Here is a 14,320-nt window from a genome sequence, read left to right on the forward strand (position 1 = left end):
CGCGGGTTGACAATAATATGGCGGGGCTCCTACGGTCTGCGGGTCGTCGCCGCGAGGATCGAGGAATGACATGCCGATCAGCTCCATCGCCGACCTGATCCGCACCCACGGCGCCGGGCGCGGTGGCCAGCCCGCGCTCACCGCCGACGGCCGCACCGTCACCTTCGCCCAGCTCGACGCCCGCTCGAACCAGGTGGCCCAGGCCCTCGCCGGTGAGGGGATCGCCGCCGGCGACCGGGTCGCCTACCTCGACGCCAACGCCGCGCAGTACTACGAGCTGCTCTTCGGCGGGGCGAAGCTGGGGGCGGTGAACGTCGCGGTGAGCTGGCGGCTGGCGCCGGTCGAGATCGCCGCGATCGTCGCCGACGCGCAGGCCCGGATCCTCGTCGTCGGCGCGGCGTTCGCGGCGGCCGTCGAGGCGGTCGAGGCGGAGCTGCCCGGCGTCAAGAAGATCATCGTGGTCGGCGGCTCGACCGGCCACCAGGACTCGACCCGCTACCAGGACTCGACCCGCTACCAGGACTACGACGAGTGGGTCGCCGCCGCGCCCGCGGTCGATCCCGGGCTGTGCGCGAAGCCCGACGACGTGCGCATCCAGCTCTACACCTCGGGCACCACCGGCCTGCCGAAGGGCGTGATGCTGACCGAGCACAACCTGCTCTCGCTGTTGCGGATGGGCGGGGAGACGCTCGACCTCGGGCCCGACACCGTGAACCTGGTGGCCATGCCGCTGTTCCACATCTCCGGCAGCGGCTACTCGCTCAGCGGCTTCCACGCCGGCTGTCACACGGTGCTGCTGCGCGAGGCCCATCCCGGCGAGATCCTGCGCGCGGTGGCCGAGCACGGGGTGACGAACCTGTTCGCGGTGCCCGCGGTGCTGCGCACGATGCTCGGCGTGCCCGGCATCGCGGACCTGGACCTGTCGTCGTTGCGCACGATCGTCTACGGGGCCTCGCCGATCTCGGTGGACGTGCTGGTCCGAGCGATCGCGACGTTCCACTGCGACTTCGTGCAGGTCTACGGGCTGAGCGAGACCGCGGGCACCGTGACCATGCTGACGCCGGAGGATCATCGCCGGGCTCTGGAGGCCGCCGGGGGCGCCACCGACCCGGGTGCGATCGAGGCCGCCGGGACGGCCGCGGCCGGGGTCGCGGGGGCGGTCGGAAGGTTACGTTCGGCGGGGCGAGCGGTGCCCGGAGCCCGGGTGCGCATCGTCCCGCCGCATACCGGGGCCGACGCCGCCGCCGGGGAGGTGGGCGAGATCTGGATCTGCTCGCCGCAGAACACCCCCGGCTACTGGCACAACCCCCGCGAGACCGCGGTGCTGCTCGAGGACGGCTGGCTGCGCACCGGGGACGCCGGCTACCTCGACGCCGACGGCTACCTGTTCATCCACGACCGGGTCAAGGACATGATCATCACCGGGGCGGAGAACGTCTACCCGGCCGAGGTCGAGAACGTCCTGATGTCCCATCCCGACATCGCCGACGTCGCGGTGATCGGGGTGCCGAGCGAACGCTGGGGCGAGACGGTCAAGGCCGTCGTCGTCGCCGAGGCGGGCCGGACCCCGACGACCGCCGACGTCGTGTCCTTCGCCCGCGCCCGGCTGGCCGCCTACAAGTGCCCGACCTCGATCGATCTGGTCGAGGCGCTGCCCCGCAACGCCGCGGGGAAGGTGCTCAAGCGTGAGCTGCGTAACCCTTACTGGTCCGGACGCGGGCGGTCCGTAAGCTAGACCTCGCCGACCGCAATCTACCTGCTGGTCGGATGGTCGATATCGTCTCGGGGCGTGCGGAGCCCTGCGGAGGAACGCATGAACACGACTCAGTCCGACCCGCCGCGCAAGCGTGGCCGCCCCCGCAACCTCGAGCCCAGCCAGGAGTACCGCGATCGGCTGGAGAACATCGTGCGGGTGGCGGCGGACGTCTTCCAGGCGCACGGGTACGAGGCCGGCTCGCTCGATGACGTCGCCGCCGCGATGGGCCTGCGCAAGGCCAGCCTCTACTACTACGTCAAGCGCAAGAGCGACCTGCTCCGCCTGGTCTTCGAACGCGCCATCACGGTGGCGCTGACCGAGGTCGAGACGCTGGCCCACCTCGCCGATCCGCGCGAACGGCTCGCCGCGCTCATCCGCCACCAGGCGCTGCTCGTCACGCGCGATCCCGCCCTGTTCGCCGTGTTCTTCGACCAGCGGGCCGGCCTGGAGCACGCCGACCTCGCCGACGTCGGCCACAAGGAGCACCTCTACCTGCGCCAGTTCATCCTCGCCGTCGAGGCCGCGATGGCGGCCGGGGTGATCGGGCCGGGCGACCCCAGGCTCGTCGCGAACGCGATCATCGGCATGACGAGCTGGTCCTACAAGTGGTTCGACGCCCGGCGCGACTCGCCGGAGGCGTTCGCCGACACCTGCGTCGCCCTCGTCCTGCGCTGAGCCGGGCGGGGCCAGTCCCCGCCGGGGCACCCGCCCGGCCGGCCGATCCGTCCGATCCGCCCCCCGGCCACCCGCCCCGCCGCGCCATCCGCTCCGCCGGCCGGTTCGCTCCGCCGGCCGGTTCGCTCCGCCGGCCGGTCCGCCCTGCCGGGGCCACTCGCCAGTGCATCCCCTGGCCTGCGCGCGTGCGCGTCCGAGCTCGCGCCAGTGTGACGCAGATTAATTTCTACTCGTGGGTTGACATAAATCTGCCGCCCGCATACCTTGCTCCTACCTCGCAGGCCGCAGCGGTCGGCGGCCCCGCCGGGAACGCGATCGGCGCTCCGGGGAGGCGGTCGGTCCCGGCGGTCACGGATGGCCGTCGACGCGCCGGCGGGCCTGCTCGCGGGGCCGGCCGACGCCACCGGCCCGCCCACCCGCGCGCCGCGTCGCACCGCCGCCGGTGACCGGGGCCTGCCAGCCCGCCGGGAACAGGAGCTTGGACGACATGACGCGACCCCGAACTCCCTCCGCACGATTACGCACGGGCGTTCCCGCCCTCGTGGTGGTGGCCCTGCTCGCGGTGATCCTCGCCAAGGGGGACTACCGGGCCAACTTCTTCTCCGGCGGCGGCTTCGCCCTCGGCGCGCTGGTCGCGGCGATCGCCCTCGGGGTGGTCGTCACCTACCGCGGGTCCGGGGTGGTCAACCTGGCGGGGGCGGCGGTGGCGATGTATGCCGCCTACGTCTACGCCGACCTGCGGGCCCACGGCGACCTGTTCCTCCCCCCGCTGCCCAACCCGCTCGCGCCCATCGAGGGCCTCGTGCACCTGGCGGGCGACGACTCCTTCGCGGTGCCGCACTGGCCCACCTCGGTGTCCTTCGGCACCGCGATGGGGTTCTGGCCGGCCCTCGTGCTCGCCCTGGTGTTCTGCGCGCTGTTCGGGCTGGTGCTGCACGTCGCGGTGTTCCGGCCGCTGCGCCACGCCCCCGTCCTGGCCAAGGTGGTCGCCTCGGTCGGCGTGCTGCTGTTCCTGCAGGCCGTCGTCGTCCGGCGGTTCTCCACGACGACCCAGGTCGTCGGGCCGCTACCGTTCGTCGACAAGACGCAGGTCGACCTCGGCCTGTTCAAGATCACCCAGGAGCAGCTCTTCGTCGTCTGCCTGGTGCTCGTGCTCGCCGTGGCGCTCTGGGCGCTGTTCGGGCGCAGCCGCTTCGGCCTCGCCGTGCGGGCCGCCGCCGAGAACGAGAAGGGCGCCACGGTCCTCGGCTTCTCCGCCGACCGGCTCGCCGCGGCGACCTGGGTGCTGTCCACCGTCGTCACCGGGCTGCTCGGCATCTTCGTCGCCTCGGTGAACTCCGCCGTCGACCCGAACACGATGCCGGCGCTGATCGTCCCGGCCGTCACCGCCGCCCTGGTCGGCGGCTTCACCTCGTTCGGGTGGACGACGCTGGCCGCCTTCGGCCTGGGCATGCAGGTCTCGCTGGTGACCTTCCTCGGCGCGAACGAAAGCTGGTTTCCGAAGGCCGGCGGGCTGCCGGTGCCCGGGGTCGACCTGCTCGTGCCGCTCGTCGTCATCGTGGCGGTGCTGGCCCTGCGCGGGCAGTCGCTGCCGACGCGCGGGGTGCTGGGGCCGGGCCGGCTGCCGTTCTCGCCGTCGGCGCGGCCGTGGGCGCTGCGCTACGGCGGGCCGGGGCTGGCCGTCGTAGCGCTGATCCCCGGCGTGTTCTTCCTGTCACCGGCGATGCGCGACGGGCTGACGAACACGCTGACCGGCATCGTCATCTGCCTGTCCATCGTGGTCCTCACCGGCTTCATCGGGCAGATCTCGCTGGCCCAGACCAGCTTCGCCGGCCTGTCCGCCTACACCGTCGCGAGCCTGTCGACGCACCACGGCTGGCCGTTCCCGCTGCCCATCCTCGCCGGCGCCGCGGTCGCGGTCGTCGCCGGCGTGCTCGTGGCGCTGCCCGCGCTGCGGGTGCGCGGGGTGCACCTCGCGATCGCCACGCTCGCCTTCGCCGTCGCCGTCGACAAGGTCGTGTTCGCCAACTCCTGGATCAACGGCGGGTTCGACGGCGCGACCGTGACGACGCCGGATCTCCTCCGCTCCCAGGACACCGCCACCCACGAGTTCCTCGGCGTCACGATCGGGGACGGCACCCAGCCCAACCCGCTGACCCTGGTGTTCTGCCTCGTCGTCGTGGTGGCGCTGGGCTACCTCGTGGCGAACCTGCGCCGGTCGCTGACCGGGCGCCAGATGCTGGCCATCCGCTCGAACGAGCGGGCCGCCGCCGCCGCGGGGGTCAACGTGGCCGCCGTGAAGGTGCTGGCGTTCGGGGTGTCGGCGTTCATCGCCGGGGTCGGTGGCGCGGTCATCGCCTACCGCACCGGCAACGTCACCCCCGACAAGTTCCTCTACGACAAGTCGCTGATGTTCTTCGCGTTCGCCTACCTCGGCGGGATCGCGAGCGTCACCGGCGCGGTCACCGGCGGCCTGCTCGTCGGCGGCGGGCTCGGCTTCACGGTCCTCAACCAGGTGTTCGGGCTGCCCGACGAGTTCGTACTGCTGCTCGGCGGACTCGGCCTGGTCGTCACCGCGGTGCTGAACCCCGAGGGCGTCGCCGGGAAGGCCCGCACGGACCTGCTCGCCCTGCGCCGAAGGCTCCGACCGCCCGCCCCGGCGGACCCACCCACTTCGACGGATTCAGCCACTATGGCGGACTCATCCACCCCGGCAGAGCCACTCATCCCGGCGGACACGGCGACCCCGACCACCGGGCCCACCCCGACTGTCCCATCCGCCGCGCCCACCCCGAATGCAGCGCCCACCCCGAATGCAGCGCCCACCCCGGTTGCGTCCGGGTCCGCTGCCGGTTCCCACGTGAGCGGATCCGCCGGGGCGACGCCCGCGGTGGCGGGAGAGGCGCGATGACCGAGCTTTTGCGCACCGAGGCGATGAGCGTCGTCTACGGCGGCCTGCACGCCGTCAACGGGCTGGACCTGCGGGTCGACGAGGGCCGCCTGGTGGGGCTCATCGGCCCCAACGGCGCCGGCAAGACGAGCTTCATCGACGGCATCTCCGGCTTCACCCGCACCCAGGGTGCGATCCACTTCCGCGGGCGGCGCGTCGACCGCGAGCCGGCCCACCGCCGGGCCCGCCTGGGCCTCGGCCGCACCTGGCAGTCGCTGGAGCTGTTCGAGGACCTCACCGTGCGGGAGAACCTCCAGGTCGGCGCCGAACGGCAGACGGTCGGCGGGTTCCTGCTCGACCTGGTCCGGCCCGGCCGCCAACGCGACCAGACCGACGTCGACTGGGCGCTGGACGTCCTCGGCATCGCCCACCTCGCCGACCGGTTGCCCACCGAGATCAGCCACGGCCAGCGCAAGCTGGTCGGCGCCGGGCGTACCCTCGCCGCCCGGCCCGCGCTGATCTGCATGGACGAGCCGGCCGCGGGCCTGGACACCACCGAGTCGGAGCAGTTCGGCCGCCGGCTGCGGCGCATCGTCGACGCCGGCGTGTCGATCCTGCTCGTCGACCACGACATGGGGCTGGTGATGGGGGTGTGCGACGAGGTCTACGTCATCGAGTTCGGGACGAGGATCGCGCACGGCACGCCGGCGCAGGTCGTCGCCGACGAGAAGGTCCGGGCGGCCTACCTCGGCACGAAGGCGGCATCATGACCGCGCTGCTGGAGATCGACGGGCTGTACTCCGGCTACGCCGGCGTCGCGATGGTCCGCGACCTGAACCTGACCGTGCACGCCGGGGAGATCGTGGCCCTGCTGGGCCCGAACGGCGCCGGCAAGACCACGACGCTGCTGACCACCTCGGGGCTCAACCCGGTGATGAAGGGCGACATCCGGGTCTTCGGCCGCTCGGTCCGCGGCCGCCCGGCGCACCGGGCACCCCGCGAGGGGCTCGCCCACGTGCTGGAGGACCGCTCGCTGTTCTACCAGCTCACGGTGGCCGAGAACCTCCGGCTCGCCGCCGCGCGCAGCCGGGGTGACCTCGATCGGGCGCTGTCGTACTTCCCGGCGCTGGAGCCGCTGCTGGGCCGGCGGGCGGGGCTGCTGTCCGGCGGCGAGCAGCAGATGCTCGCGATGGCCAGGGCCCTGACCTCGAAGCCACGCCTGCTGATGGTGGACGAGATGAGCCTCGGCCTCGCCCCCGTCATCGTCGAACGCCTGCTGCCGGTGCTGCGCCGCATCGTCGACGACACCGGCGCCGGGGTGCTGCTCGTCGAGCAGCACGTGCACCTCGCCCTGGAGGTCGCCGACCGGGCCGCCGTGCTGGTCCACGGGGACCTGGTGGCCAGCGGCACCACCGCGGAGATCGCCGGGCGCGCCGCCGCCCTCGAATCGACCTACTTCGGCGCCGGCGCCCGAACCGACGACCGAACCGACGACCGAACCGACGACCCGAAGGCCGCGCCAGACGCCGTCCCCGACGCCGACGCGGAACCCGACCTGGATGCCGACCCGGAAGGATCACGATGAGCGAGGCCTGGATTCTTGACGGCGTGCGGTCCCCCCGCGGCAAGGGCCGGCCCACCGGGGCGCTGCATCACCTGCATCCGCAGGAACTGTTGGGCCAGCTCCTGCGCGCGCTCGCCGACCGCGTCGGCTTCGCCCCGGAGCTCGTCGACGACGTGGTGATGGGCAACGGCAACGCCGTCGGCGACCACGGGGGCGACATCGCCCGGATGGCGGTCCTCGCGGCCGGGTGGCCGGAGACGGTGGCGGGCGTGACGCTGAACCGGTGGTGCGGGTCCGGTCAGCAGGCCGTCACCTTCGCCGCGATGGGCGTGGCGTCCGGGCACCAGGGGCTCGTGCTCGCCGGCGGCGTGGACATGATGTCGCGCTGGCCCGCCGAGGAGGGGCCGCTGGACTTCTCGGCCGGCAACCCGGCGGTGCGGGCCCGGTTCCCGCAGGTCCCGCAGGGGGTGTCCGCCGACCTGATCGCGACGATCGAGGGGTTCACCCGCGACGACGTCGACGCGTTCGCCGCCCGCAGCCAGCAGCGGGCCGCCGTCGCGATCGAGCAGGGCCACTTCGCCCGCAGCGTGGTGCCCATCGTCAACGCCGACGGCTCCGTCGCCCTCGACCACGACGAGCATCCCCGGGCGGGCACCACCCCGCAGACGCTGGCGAAGCTGGCACCGTCGTTCGCGGCCCTGGGGCGCGCCGTGTTCACCGACTACGGCTACGACCGGGCCTTCGGCGAGATGGTCCGCGACGTCTACCCCGACGTCAAGGAGGTCGACTACGTCCACCACGCCGGCAACTCGTCGGGCATCGTCGACGGCGCGGCCGTACTCGCGCTCGCCTCGCCCGAGTTCGCCCGCGCGCACGGCCTGCGCCCGCGGGCCCGGGTGGTGATGAGCGCGGTCGTCGGCGCGGAGCCGGTCATCATGCTGACCGCGCCCGGCCCGGCCTCGCGCCGCTGCCTGGCGCGGGCCGGGATGACGGTGGACGACATCGACCTGTGGGAGATCAACGAGGCGTTCGCCGCGGTCCCGCTGAAGACCATCCGCGACCTCGACCTCGATCCCGAGAAGGTCAACGTCAACGGCGGGGCGATCGCGCTGGGCCACCCGATCGGCGCGACCGGCGGCATGCTCCTGCAGACCGCCCTCGACGAGCTGGAGCGCCGAGACCTGTCGACCGCGCTCGTCACGATGTGCACCGGCGGCGGCATGGGCACCGCGACCATCATCGAGCGGCTCTGACCGCGTCGAGCAGCTCTGGACGCGCGGATCAGGTCCGGACGCGCAGATCAGGTCCGGACGCGCGGATCAGGTCCGGACAAACAACGCCGCGACGGCGATCACAGCCGCGACGGCGATCAGGGCGGCGGGCGGGTCCGCGGGGATCCGCCCGTCCCGGGGTGTGGAGGCAGGCGATGGGCAGGATCCTCGAGGGCATCAAGGTCGTGGAAGTGGCGCTGTTCGGCTTCGTGCCGTCGGCCGGCGCCGCGCTCGCCGACTGGGGCGCGGACGTGATCAAGATCGAGCATCCCGAGACCGGCGACCCGGTCCGGGCGCTGTCGTCCTACGGCTTCGGCCCCGGCGACGGCGGCGTCACGACGCTGTGGGAGGTGTTCAACCGCGGCAAGCGGGGCGTCGGCATCGACATCGCCACCCCCGACGGCCTGGAACTGCTGATGTGCCTCATCGACGAGGCGGACGTGTTCATCACCAGCTTCATGCCGTCGGCCCGGGAGCGCCTCGGCATCGACGTCGACCAGGTCCGGGCGCGCAATCCGCGCATCATCTACGGCCGCGGCACCGGCCAGGGGCCCGACGGTCCCGACGCGGACAAGGGCGGGTTCGACGGCATCTCCTACTGGAGCCGGTCGGGCGCCAGCACCGCCTCGGTCCCGCCGGGCTACGACTTCCCGATCCTGCTGCCCGGCCCCGCCTTCGGCGACATCCAGAGCGGGATGTTCCTGGCCGGCGGCATCGCGGGGGCGCTGTACCAGCGGGAGCGGACCGGCCAGGGCAGCGTGGTCGACGTGTCGCTGTTCGGCGCCGGGCTGTGGGCGATGCAGGCCACCATCGCCGGCGCCGCGGCGATCGGCGCGGACAACATCGTCCAGCTCGACCGGCGCCGCCCGCCGAACCCGCTGACGAACCTGTACCGGACGGCCGACGGCCACTTCTTCGTGCTCGGGATGTTACAGGCCGACCGCTACTGGTCCGGCCTGTGCGCGGCGCTCGGTCACCCGGAGCTGGCCGCCGACGAGCGGTTCACCACCCTGGCCCTGCGCACCGAGCACGCCGAGGCGTGCGTCGCGGCCCTCGACGCCATCTTCACCGCCATCACCTACGACGAGCTGGTCAAGGCCCTCGACAGCCAGGAGGGCCAGTGGGCGCCGGTCGCCGTCCCCGGCGACACGCTGACCGATCCGCAGGCGCTGGCGAACGGCTACGTCCAGCAGGTCGACTACCCGAGTGGCGCGCGGCTGCCGCTGGTCCCGGTGCCCGCCCGGGTCGACGGCGACCTGCCGGTGCTCACCCCGGCGCCGACTCTCGGGGAGCACACCGACGAGGTCGTCCTGGCGCTCGGTCGCTCCGAGGAGGAGCTCATCAACCTCAAGATCGCCGGTGTGATCTCCTGATGACCGCCGTCACCCACGGGGTCGACGCGGACGTGCTGCGCGCGCTGCTGGCCGCGGGACACAACCCCGCCCTCGCCGAGGCCGACCCCGCCCTCGCCGAGGCCGACATTCTCGACCTGCACCCGCTCAAGGGCGGCTACTCCCGCGAGATGTGGTCGTTCGACGCGGTGACCCGGGACGGCGTCGTGCATCCGCTGATCCTGTGCGCCGACTCGGCCGCCGGCGTCGTCGGCGCGGGCGGGCAGACCCTCGGCCGGCCCGCGGAGGCCGCCCTGCTGCACAGCCTGCACACCGCGGGCCTGCCGGTGCCCGACGCGGTGGCCAGCGGCGACGGCGCCACCGGCGGACCCGGCGGCGAACTCGGCCGTCCGTACCTGGTGATGCAGCGGTGCAGTGGCACGGCCGCGATCGGCCCGCTGCACCGCGACCCCTGGTACGTGCGGCACCGGGCGCAGCTTGCCGACTGGTTCGCCGCGACGCTGGCGGCGATCCACGCCGCCGACGTGCCGGCGGACGTCCTCGGCGGTGTGCGCCCGGACCCGGCGCGGGTCGCCGGCGCGGAGCTGGCTCGCTGGAGCGGCGAGCTGCGCGCGACCCCCGAGGCGCACACCGCCGTGCTGGACCGGGCGCTCGGCTGGCTCGCCGCGAACCCGCCACCCCCGCCCGCGCGGGTCACCCTGCTCCACGGCGACTACCGGACCGGCAACATCCTGCACGGTCACGGCGACGGCGGCCCCAGCGGGCTGCGCACGGTGCTGGACTGGGAAATGGCCCACGTCGGGGACCCGCTGGAGGACCTCGCCTGGGCGCAGCTCGTCTGCTGGCGGGTCGGCACCGACCGGGCCGGCGGCCTGGTGGACCTCGCTCGCTGGCCGGAGCTCTACGGCGCCGCCGCCGGCTGGGCGCCCGACCTCGCGGCCCTGCGGTGGTGGGAGGTGCTCGGCTCGGTGAAGATGGCCTGCCTGGTGTGGCGGGCCGCCGAGGCCGTCACCGCACCCGCCGAGCGCGCCCTGCTGGAGCGCCTCTTCGCCGACCTGGGCGCCGAACTCGACCGCCGCCTGCTCCCCCCCGTCCGGCATCCCCCCGTCCGGCATCCCACCGGACCCTCGACGCAAGGAGACCGGCGATGACCGATGGTGGACGGGGGGCCGACGTGGGGCCCGGGACGGAGTCGTTCGAGGTGCGGGGGGTGCGCAATGGCAGCATCGTCACGGTCGTCTGGGACCGGGGCAGGTTCGACGGCGACCCGCCCACCATCGACCTCGTCGAGGTCGAGGCCGATCTCGTCGCGGTGTCCCTGCGCGACCCCTTTCAGCTTCGGGTTGACGGGGTCGGTGGGGCCGGCGGGGCCGCGGTCGCGCCTACGGTGCACGATCCCGAGTCCGCGCTTGCCCTCGTGATCCGCACCCTGGACCGGGTCGTCCAGGTGACGACGCCCGCGCGGCCCAGGCCGTCGGGCGGCCCGGCCCGCTAGTGCAGCTGTCGATCGGATCCTGCCCGGCCTTCGGGACGGGACGTGACGTCGGACTGTGCCCGCCTGCGCCGCAGGCCGGTCCACCGGTACCGCCACGCCGCCCCGCGAGGAGGGGTGTGCAGGCGGCCCGTCGCGAACGCGGTTCCGCGGAACCGCCGCCAGGCCACCGGCCTCGACCTCCCTGTCAGCGATCATGGCGCTCCCCTGCATCCCGCCTCGAAGATCTGGATCAAGGGGCTCAGGCGCGCCCGCCAGCCGGCAGGACGGCAAAAGGCCCGGGCACCGTACGGTGCCCGGGCCTTTCCGGTAGCGCTGGCCAGCGGGCGGCGGCTGAGGTTGGGTCGCCCGGCTCAGGCCGCCCGGGGTAGGGCGGCTCAGGCCGGGTCGGGTGGCTCAGGTCAGGTCGTAGAGCTTCATGGCGTTGTCCTGCAGGATCTTGCGCAGCACGTCGTGCGGGAGGTCGCCGAGCTTGTCGTTGATGAACTGCCGGGGCGGCAGCGCCGAGCTCACCGGCCCCGGCGACATGCTCGTCGGGTGCGGGAAGTCGGTCTCGTAGAGGATGTTGTCGGCGCCGACGTAGTCGATCGCCGCACGCAGCGTGGGACCGTGCTCGAACCAGAAGCAGGCGTAGATCTGGCGGCGGAAGTACTCGCTGGGCAGCAGGTCGTACTCGGGGTGCTCCTTGGCGACGCCGCACTCGGTCCACATCCAGTCCAGCGCCTGCAGGGTGAACGGCACCCAGCCGACGCCGCTTTCCACCGAGACGAACTTCAGGTCGGGGAAGCGGTGGCACACGCCCGCGCCGATGAGGCTGCCCACGGTGCGCGCGTTGCCGAGGAAGAACGTCATCGGGAAGGTGGCGTAGTTGGCGTGGACGCCGGCGGAGGGGTGCAGCAGCTGCGGCATCGTGGTGTCGCCGCTGCCGATGTGGAAGTTGACCGACAGGCCCATCTCCTGGGCAGCGGCCCACAGCCGGTCCCAGTGCGGGTCGGTGAGCATGGGGGAGCCGAAGTCCTCGGGCGCCTGGGAGAACACCAGGCCCTTGTGGCCGAGCTCCGCGCAGCGCTTCATCTCCGCGATCGACAGGTCGATGTCCCAGAACGGCACCGCCATGACCGGGACGTAGCGGTCCGAGACCCGGCGGAAGTCCGCCAGCCAGTCGTTGTACGCCTGTAACAGCAGCAGCGCCAGCTCCATGTCACCGAAGTCGGTGTAGCGCCCGGCGCCGAAGCCGGCGACGTTCGGGTAAAGGACCTCGGCGTGGATGCCGTACTCGTCCATGATCTCCAGACGGCCCTCGGGCTGCCAGATGCGCGGGTCGACCATGTCGAGCTGGGCGGGGAACTTCGGGGGCGGCTCCTTCCAGCCGGCGATGGCGAGACCGGCGGCCGGGCTGAGCACCTTGCCGCCGGCGATCCACCATTCGATGCCGTTCGCGTCACGTTCGACGTGGGGCACACGGTCGCCGTACTTCGACGGGACCCGGGACGTCCAGAGGTCGTAGTGCTCGACGACGTGGGTGTCGCAGTCGATGACCTTGAGGTCGAGCTCGTCGATGAGATCCACGATGTACCCCTCACGCGGGACCGGGAACGCCCCGGTCAAGACGGTGCGCACTACCTGCACGGACCATAGGTGAGACGTAGATTACAGTCAACCCGTCGGTCGAATAAATTCGGCCGCGGTCTTCGGGTGCCGTTCGGCGGCCCTTCCTTCATCGGGCGGGCCGACGGTCGGGCCGCGAGTCGGGCCGTGGGTCGGGCTGTCGCCAGGCCGTCGAGCTGACCGTCGAGCTGGCTGTCGGCGGGCCCGCCGATCGGTCCGTCGATTAATTCGAACGACTGGTGGACTAAATTATTGTGGGGTCGTACGGTGCTCCCACCCGTCGGCCACGGGGGCCGGCGCTGGTGGGAGGCGGTATCGGTGAGAGGTCGTTCTGTGGCGGGGGCGCTGGCGCTCAGTTCCCTGCTCTTAGCCGCGGCGTGTTCGTCGTCGGGTTCGTCCGGGGGCGCCGCGAACGCTGCCGGCGGTGCCGGCACCGGGGAGGTGAGCTCCGCGCCCGTCGCCAACAGCGACAACAACGCCTGGGCGCTGCGCTACACCGGTGGCACCGCCGGCCCGGCGAAGGGCACGCCGTACAAGATCGGATTCGTCAGTCAGGACACGTTCCTGCCGTCCGCGACGCAGGGCGCGCGGGCTGCGGTGGCCTACGTCGACGCCGAGCTCGGCGGCGTCGGCGGCCGGCCGATCGAGCTGGTCTCCTGCTCGGTCAACGTGCCGGAGGACGCCGCCCGCTGCGGCGCTCAGATGGCCAACGACGCGTCGCTGTCACTGGTGATCGTGGGCGGCCTCAGCGTCGGCAACAAGGAGTTCTACGACGCCGTGGGCGGCCGCAAGGCGATCCTCATCGGCAACGCCCTGGCCAGCGAGGACTTCGTGACGACCCGCGGCGTCGCCTACACCGCCGGCTCGCCCGGGGTGCTGATGGGCATGGCGCGCTTCGCCGTCGAGGAGCTCAAGGCCCGCACGGTGGCCGGCATCGTCCCGGACACCCCCGCCGGCCGCGCGGCCGCCCAGCAGCTCGTGAAGCCGATCCTGGACGCCGCCAAGGTGAAGTTCCGCCCGGTGTTCATCAGCCTGCAGGCGACCACCCCGGACCTGACGACGGCATTGCAGGCCAGCGGCGCGGGCAGCGCCGACGCGCTGATCACCGCCTTCCCTCCGAGCAGCTGCATCAGCATGTATGACGCGATCCGCTCGCTCGGCATCAAGCCCAAGGTGATCACGACCGACCAGTGCGCCGACGTGCCCGTGCGCGCGCACCTCAAGAGCGTCGGAGCCACCGACACCGTCCCCGACGGCTGGTACTACGCGAACTACGGCTACAACTTCGACCTGCCCGACGTCGACTCCGGGATGAAGACCTACCAGTACGCGGCGGCGAAGTACGCCAAGCCGCTGGGCAGCGCCCCCGTCGAGCTGCGCGGCTTCAGCGGACCGACGTTCGGCACCGTGATGACCGCTGCCAAGATCGTCAATCAGCTCGGCGTGGACAAGGCGACGTCCTTCGACGTCGTGGACCGGGCACTGCGCGCCTTCACCGGTCCGGCGATGCTCCAGGTCGGCCCGCTCAAGTGCGGCCAGGCGCCGTTCGTCGCCGTCTGCGGACACCAGATCGGTGTCGCCCAGTACGCCGGCGGAAAGTGGACGAGCGTCCGCGACGGCCTCAACGGCAAGCCGGTCAACCTGCTGGCCCCGGTGAGCTGACCCCGCCGACCCCCGGGCTCCCGGCCGGCCCCGCCCCCGCCGGCCGGCAG

Annotated in this window: 12 protein-coding genes; 10 read left to right on the plus strand and 2 right to left on the minus strand. The window is 72.7% G+C overall.

Annotated features, from left to right (window positions below; genetic code table 11):
* The first annotated feature begins 70 nt into the window (after positions 1 to 70).
* Both FRAQA3DRAFT_RS04820 and FRAQA3DRAFT_RS04825 read left to right on the plus strand, forming a co-directional pair.
* Positions 71 to 1,735: a long-chain-fatty-acid--CoA ligase gene (locus tag FRAQA3DRAFT_RS04820; RefSeq protein WP_009737941.1), complete on the plus strand. Its 1,665-nt coding sequence runs from the start codon at positions 71 to 73 to the stop codon at positions 1,733 to 1,735.
* A gap of 78 nt (positions 1,736 to 1,813) precedes the next feature.
* Positions 1,814 to 2,431: a TetR/AcrR family transcriptional regulator gene (locus FRAQA3DRAFT_RS04825; RefSeq protein WP_009737942.1), complete on the plus strand. Its 618-nt coding sequence runs from the start codon at positions 1,814 to 1,816 to the stop codon at positions 2,429 to 2,431.
* 348 nt (positions 2,432 to 2,779) lie between these two features.
* On the opposite strand, the gene FRAQA3DRAFT_RS34580 is transcribed toward FRAQA3DRAFT_RS04825, so the two are convergent.
* Positions 2,780 to 2,920 (minus strand): hypothetical protein, encoded by a 141-nt coding sequence (locus FRAQA3DRAFT_RS34580; RefSeq protein WP_157467104.1) that lies wholly within the window; start codon positions 2,918 to 2,920, stop codon positions 2,780 to 2,782.
* On the opposite strand from FRAQA3DRAFT_RS34580, the gene FRAQA3DRAFT_RS04830 reads away from it, so the two are divergent.
* The 7 genes from FRAQA3DRAFT_RS04830 (at position 2,919) to FRAQA3DRAFT_RS04860 (ending at position 11,003) form a co-directional block, all read left to right on the plus strand.
* The gene (locus FRAQA3DRAFT_RS04830; protein ID WP_009737943.1) at positions 2,919 to 5,342 is read left to right on the plus strand and encodes an ABC transporter permease; all 2,424 of its coding nucleotides are present in this window, start codon (positions 2,919 to 2,921) and stop codon (positions 5,340 to 5,342) included. The genes FRAQA3DRAFT_RS34580 and FRAQA3DRAFT_RS04830 overlap by 2 nt on opposite strands.
* Positions 5,339 to 6,091 (plus strand): ABC transporter ATP-binding protein, encoded by a 753-nt coding sequence (locus FRAQA3DRAFT_RS04835; protein WP_009737944.1) that lies wholly within the window; start codon positions 5,339 to 5,341, stop codon positions 6,089 to 6,091. Before FRAQA3DRAFT_RS04830 ends, FRAQA3DRAFT_RS04835 begins: the two co-directional genes overlap by 4 nt.
* Entirely contained in the window at positions 6,088 to 6,906 is an 819-nt protein-coding gene (locus FRAQA3DRAFT_RS04840; RefSeq protein WP_009737945.1) for an ABC transporter ATP-binding protein, read from the plus strand. Before FRAQA3DRAFT_RS04835 ends, FRAQA3DRAFT_RS04840 begins: the two co-directional genes overlap by 4 nt.
* On the plus strand, positions 6,903 to 8,138 hold the full coding sequence (locus tag FRAQA3DRAFT_RS04845; protein ID WP_009737946.1) for an acetyl-CoA C-acetyltransferase: 1,236 nt from the start codon (positions 6,903 to 6,905) through the stop codon (positions 8,136 to 8,138). The genes FRAQA3DRAFT_RS04840 and FRAQA3DRAFT_RS04845 overlap by 4 nt, the downstream gene beginning before the upstream one ends.
* A 173-nt stretch (positions 8,139 to 8,311) precedes the next feature.
* A complete protein-coding gene (locus tag FRAQA3DRAFT_RS04850) occupies positions 8,312 to 9,529 on the plus strand; it encodes a CaiB/BaiF CoA-transferase family protein (protein WP_009737947.1) in 1,218 nt (405 codons plus the stop codon).
* Positions 9,529 to 10,659 carry a phosphotransferase family protein gene (locus FRAQA3DRAFT_RS04855; RefSeq protein WP_009737948.1) on the plus strand — a complete coding sequence of 377 codons (1,131 nt, stop codon included), beginning with the start codon at positions 9,529 to 9,531 and terminating at the stop codon, positions 10,657 to 10,659. Before FRAQA3DRAFT_RS04850 ends, FRAQA3DRAFT_RS04855 begins: the two co-directional genes overlap by 1 nt.
* A complete protein-coding gene (locus FRAQA3DRAFT_RS04860; protein WP_009737949.1) occupies positions 10,656 to 11,003 on the plus strand; it encodes a hypothetical protein in 348 nt (115 codons plus the stop codon). Before FRAQA3DRAFT_RS04855 ends, FRAQA3DRAFT_RS04860 begins: the two co-directional genes overlap by 4 nt.
* Positions 11,004 to 11,396: 393 nt before the next feature.
* Here FRAQA3DRAFT_RS04860 and FRAQA3DRAFT_RS04865 read toward each other — a convergent pair whose 3' ends face one another.
* Positions 11,397 to 12,569 (minus strand): amidohydrolase family protein, encoded by a 1,173-nt coding sequence (locus FRAQA3DRAFT_RS04865; protein ID WP_035922238.1) that lies wholly within the window; start codon positions 12,567 to 12,569, stop codon positions 11,397 to 11,399.
* A 372-nt stretch (positions 12,570 to 12,941) separates the two neighbouring features.
* Here FRAQA3DRAFT_RS04865 and FRAQA3DRAFT_RS04870 point away from each other — a divergent pair, with 372 nt between their 5' ends.
* Positions 12,942 to 14,270, plus strand: a complete 1,329-nt coding sequence (locus tag FRAQA3DRAFT_RS04870; RefSeq protein WP_157468002.1) for an ABC transporter substrate-binding protein — start codon at positions 12,942 to 12,944, stop codon at positions 14,268 to 14,270.
* Positions 14,271 to 14,320 lie beyond the last annotated feature (50 nt).

The organism is Frankia sp. QA3, from assembly GCF_000262465.1.
Taxonomy (GTDB): domain Bacteria; phylum Actinomycetota; class Actinomycetes; order Frankiales; family Frankiaceae; genus Frankia.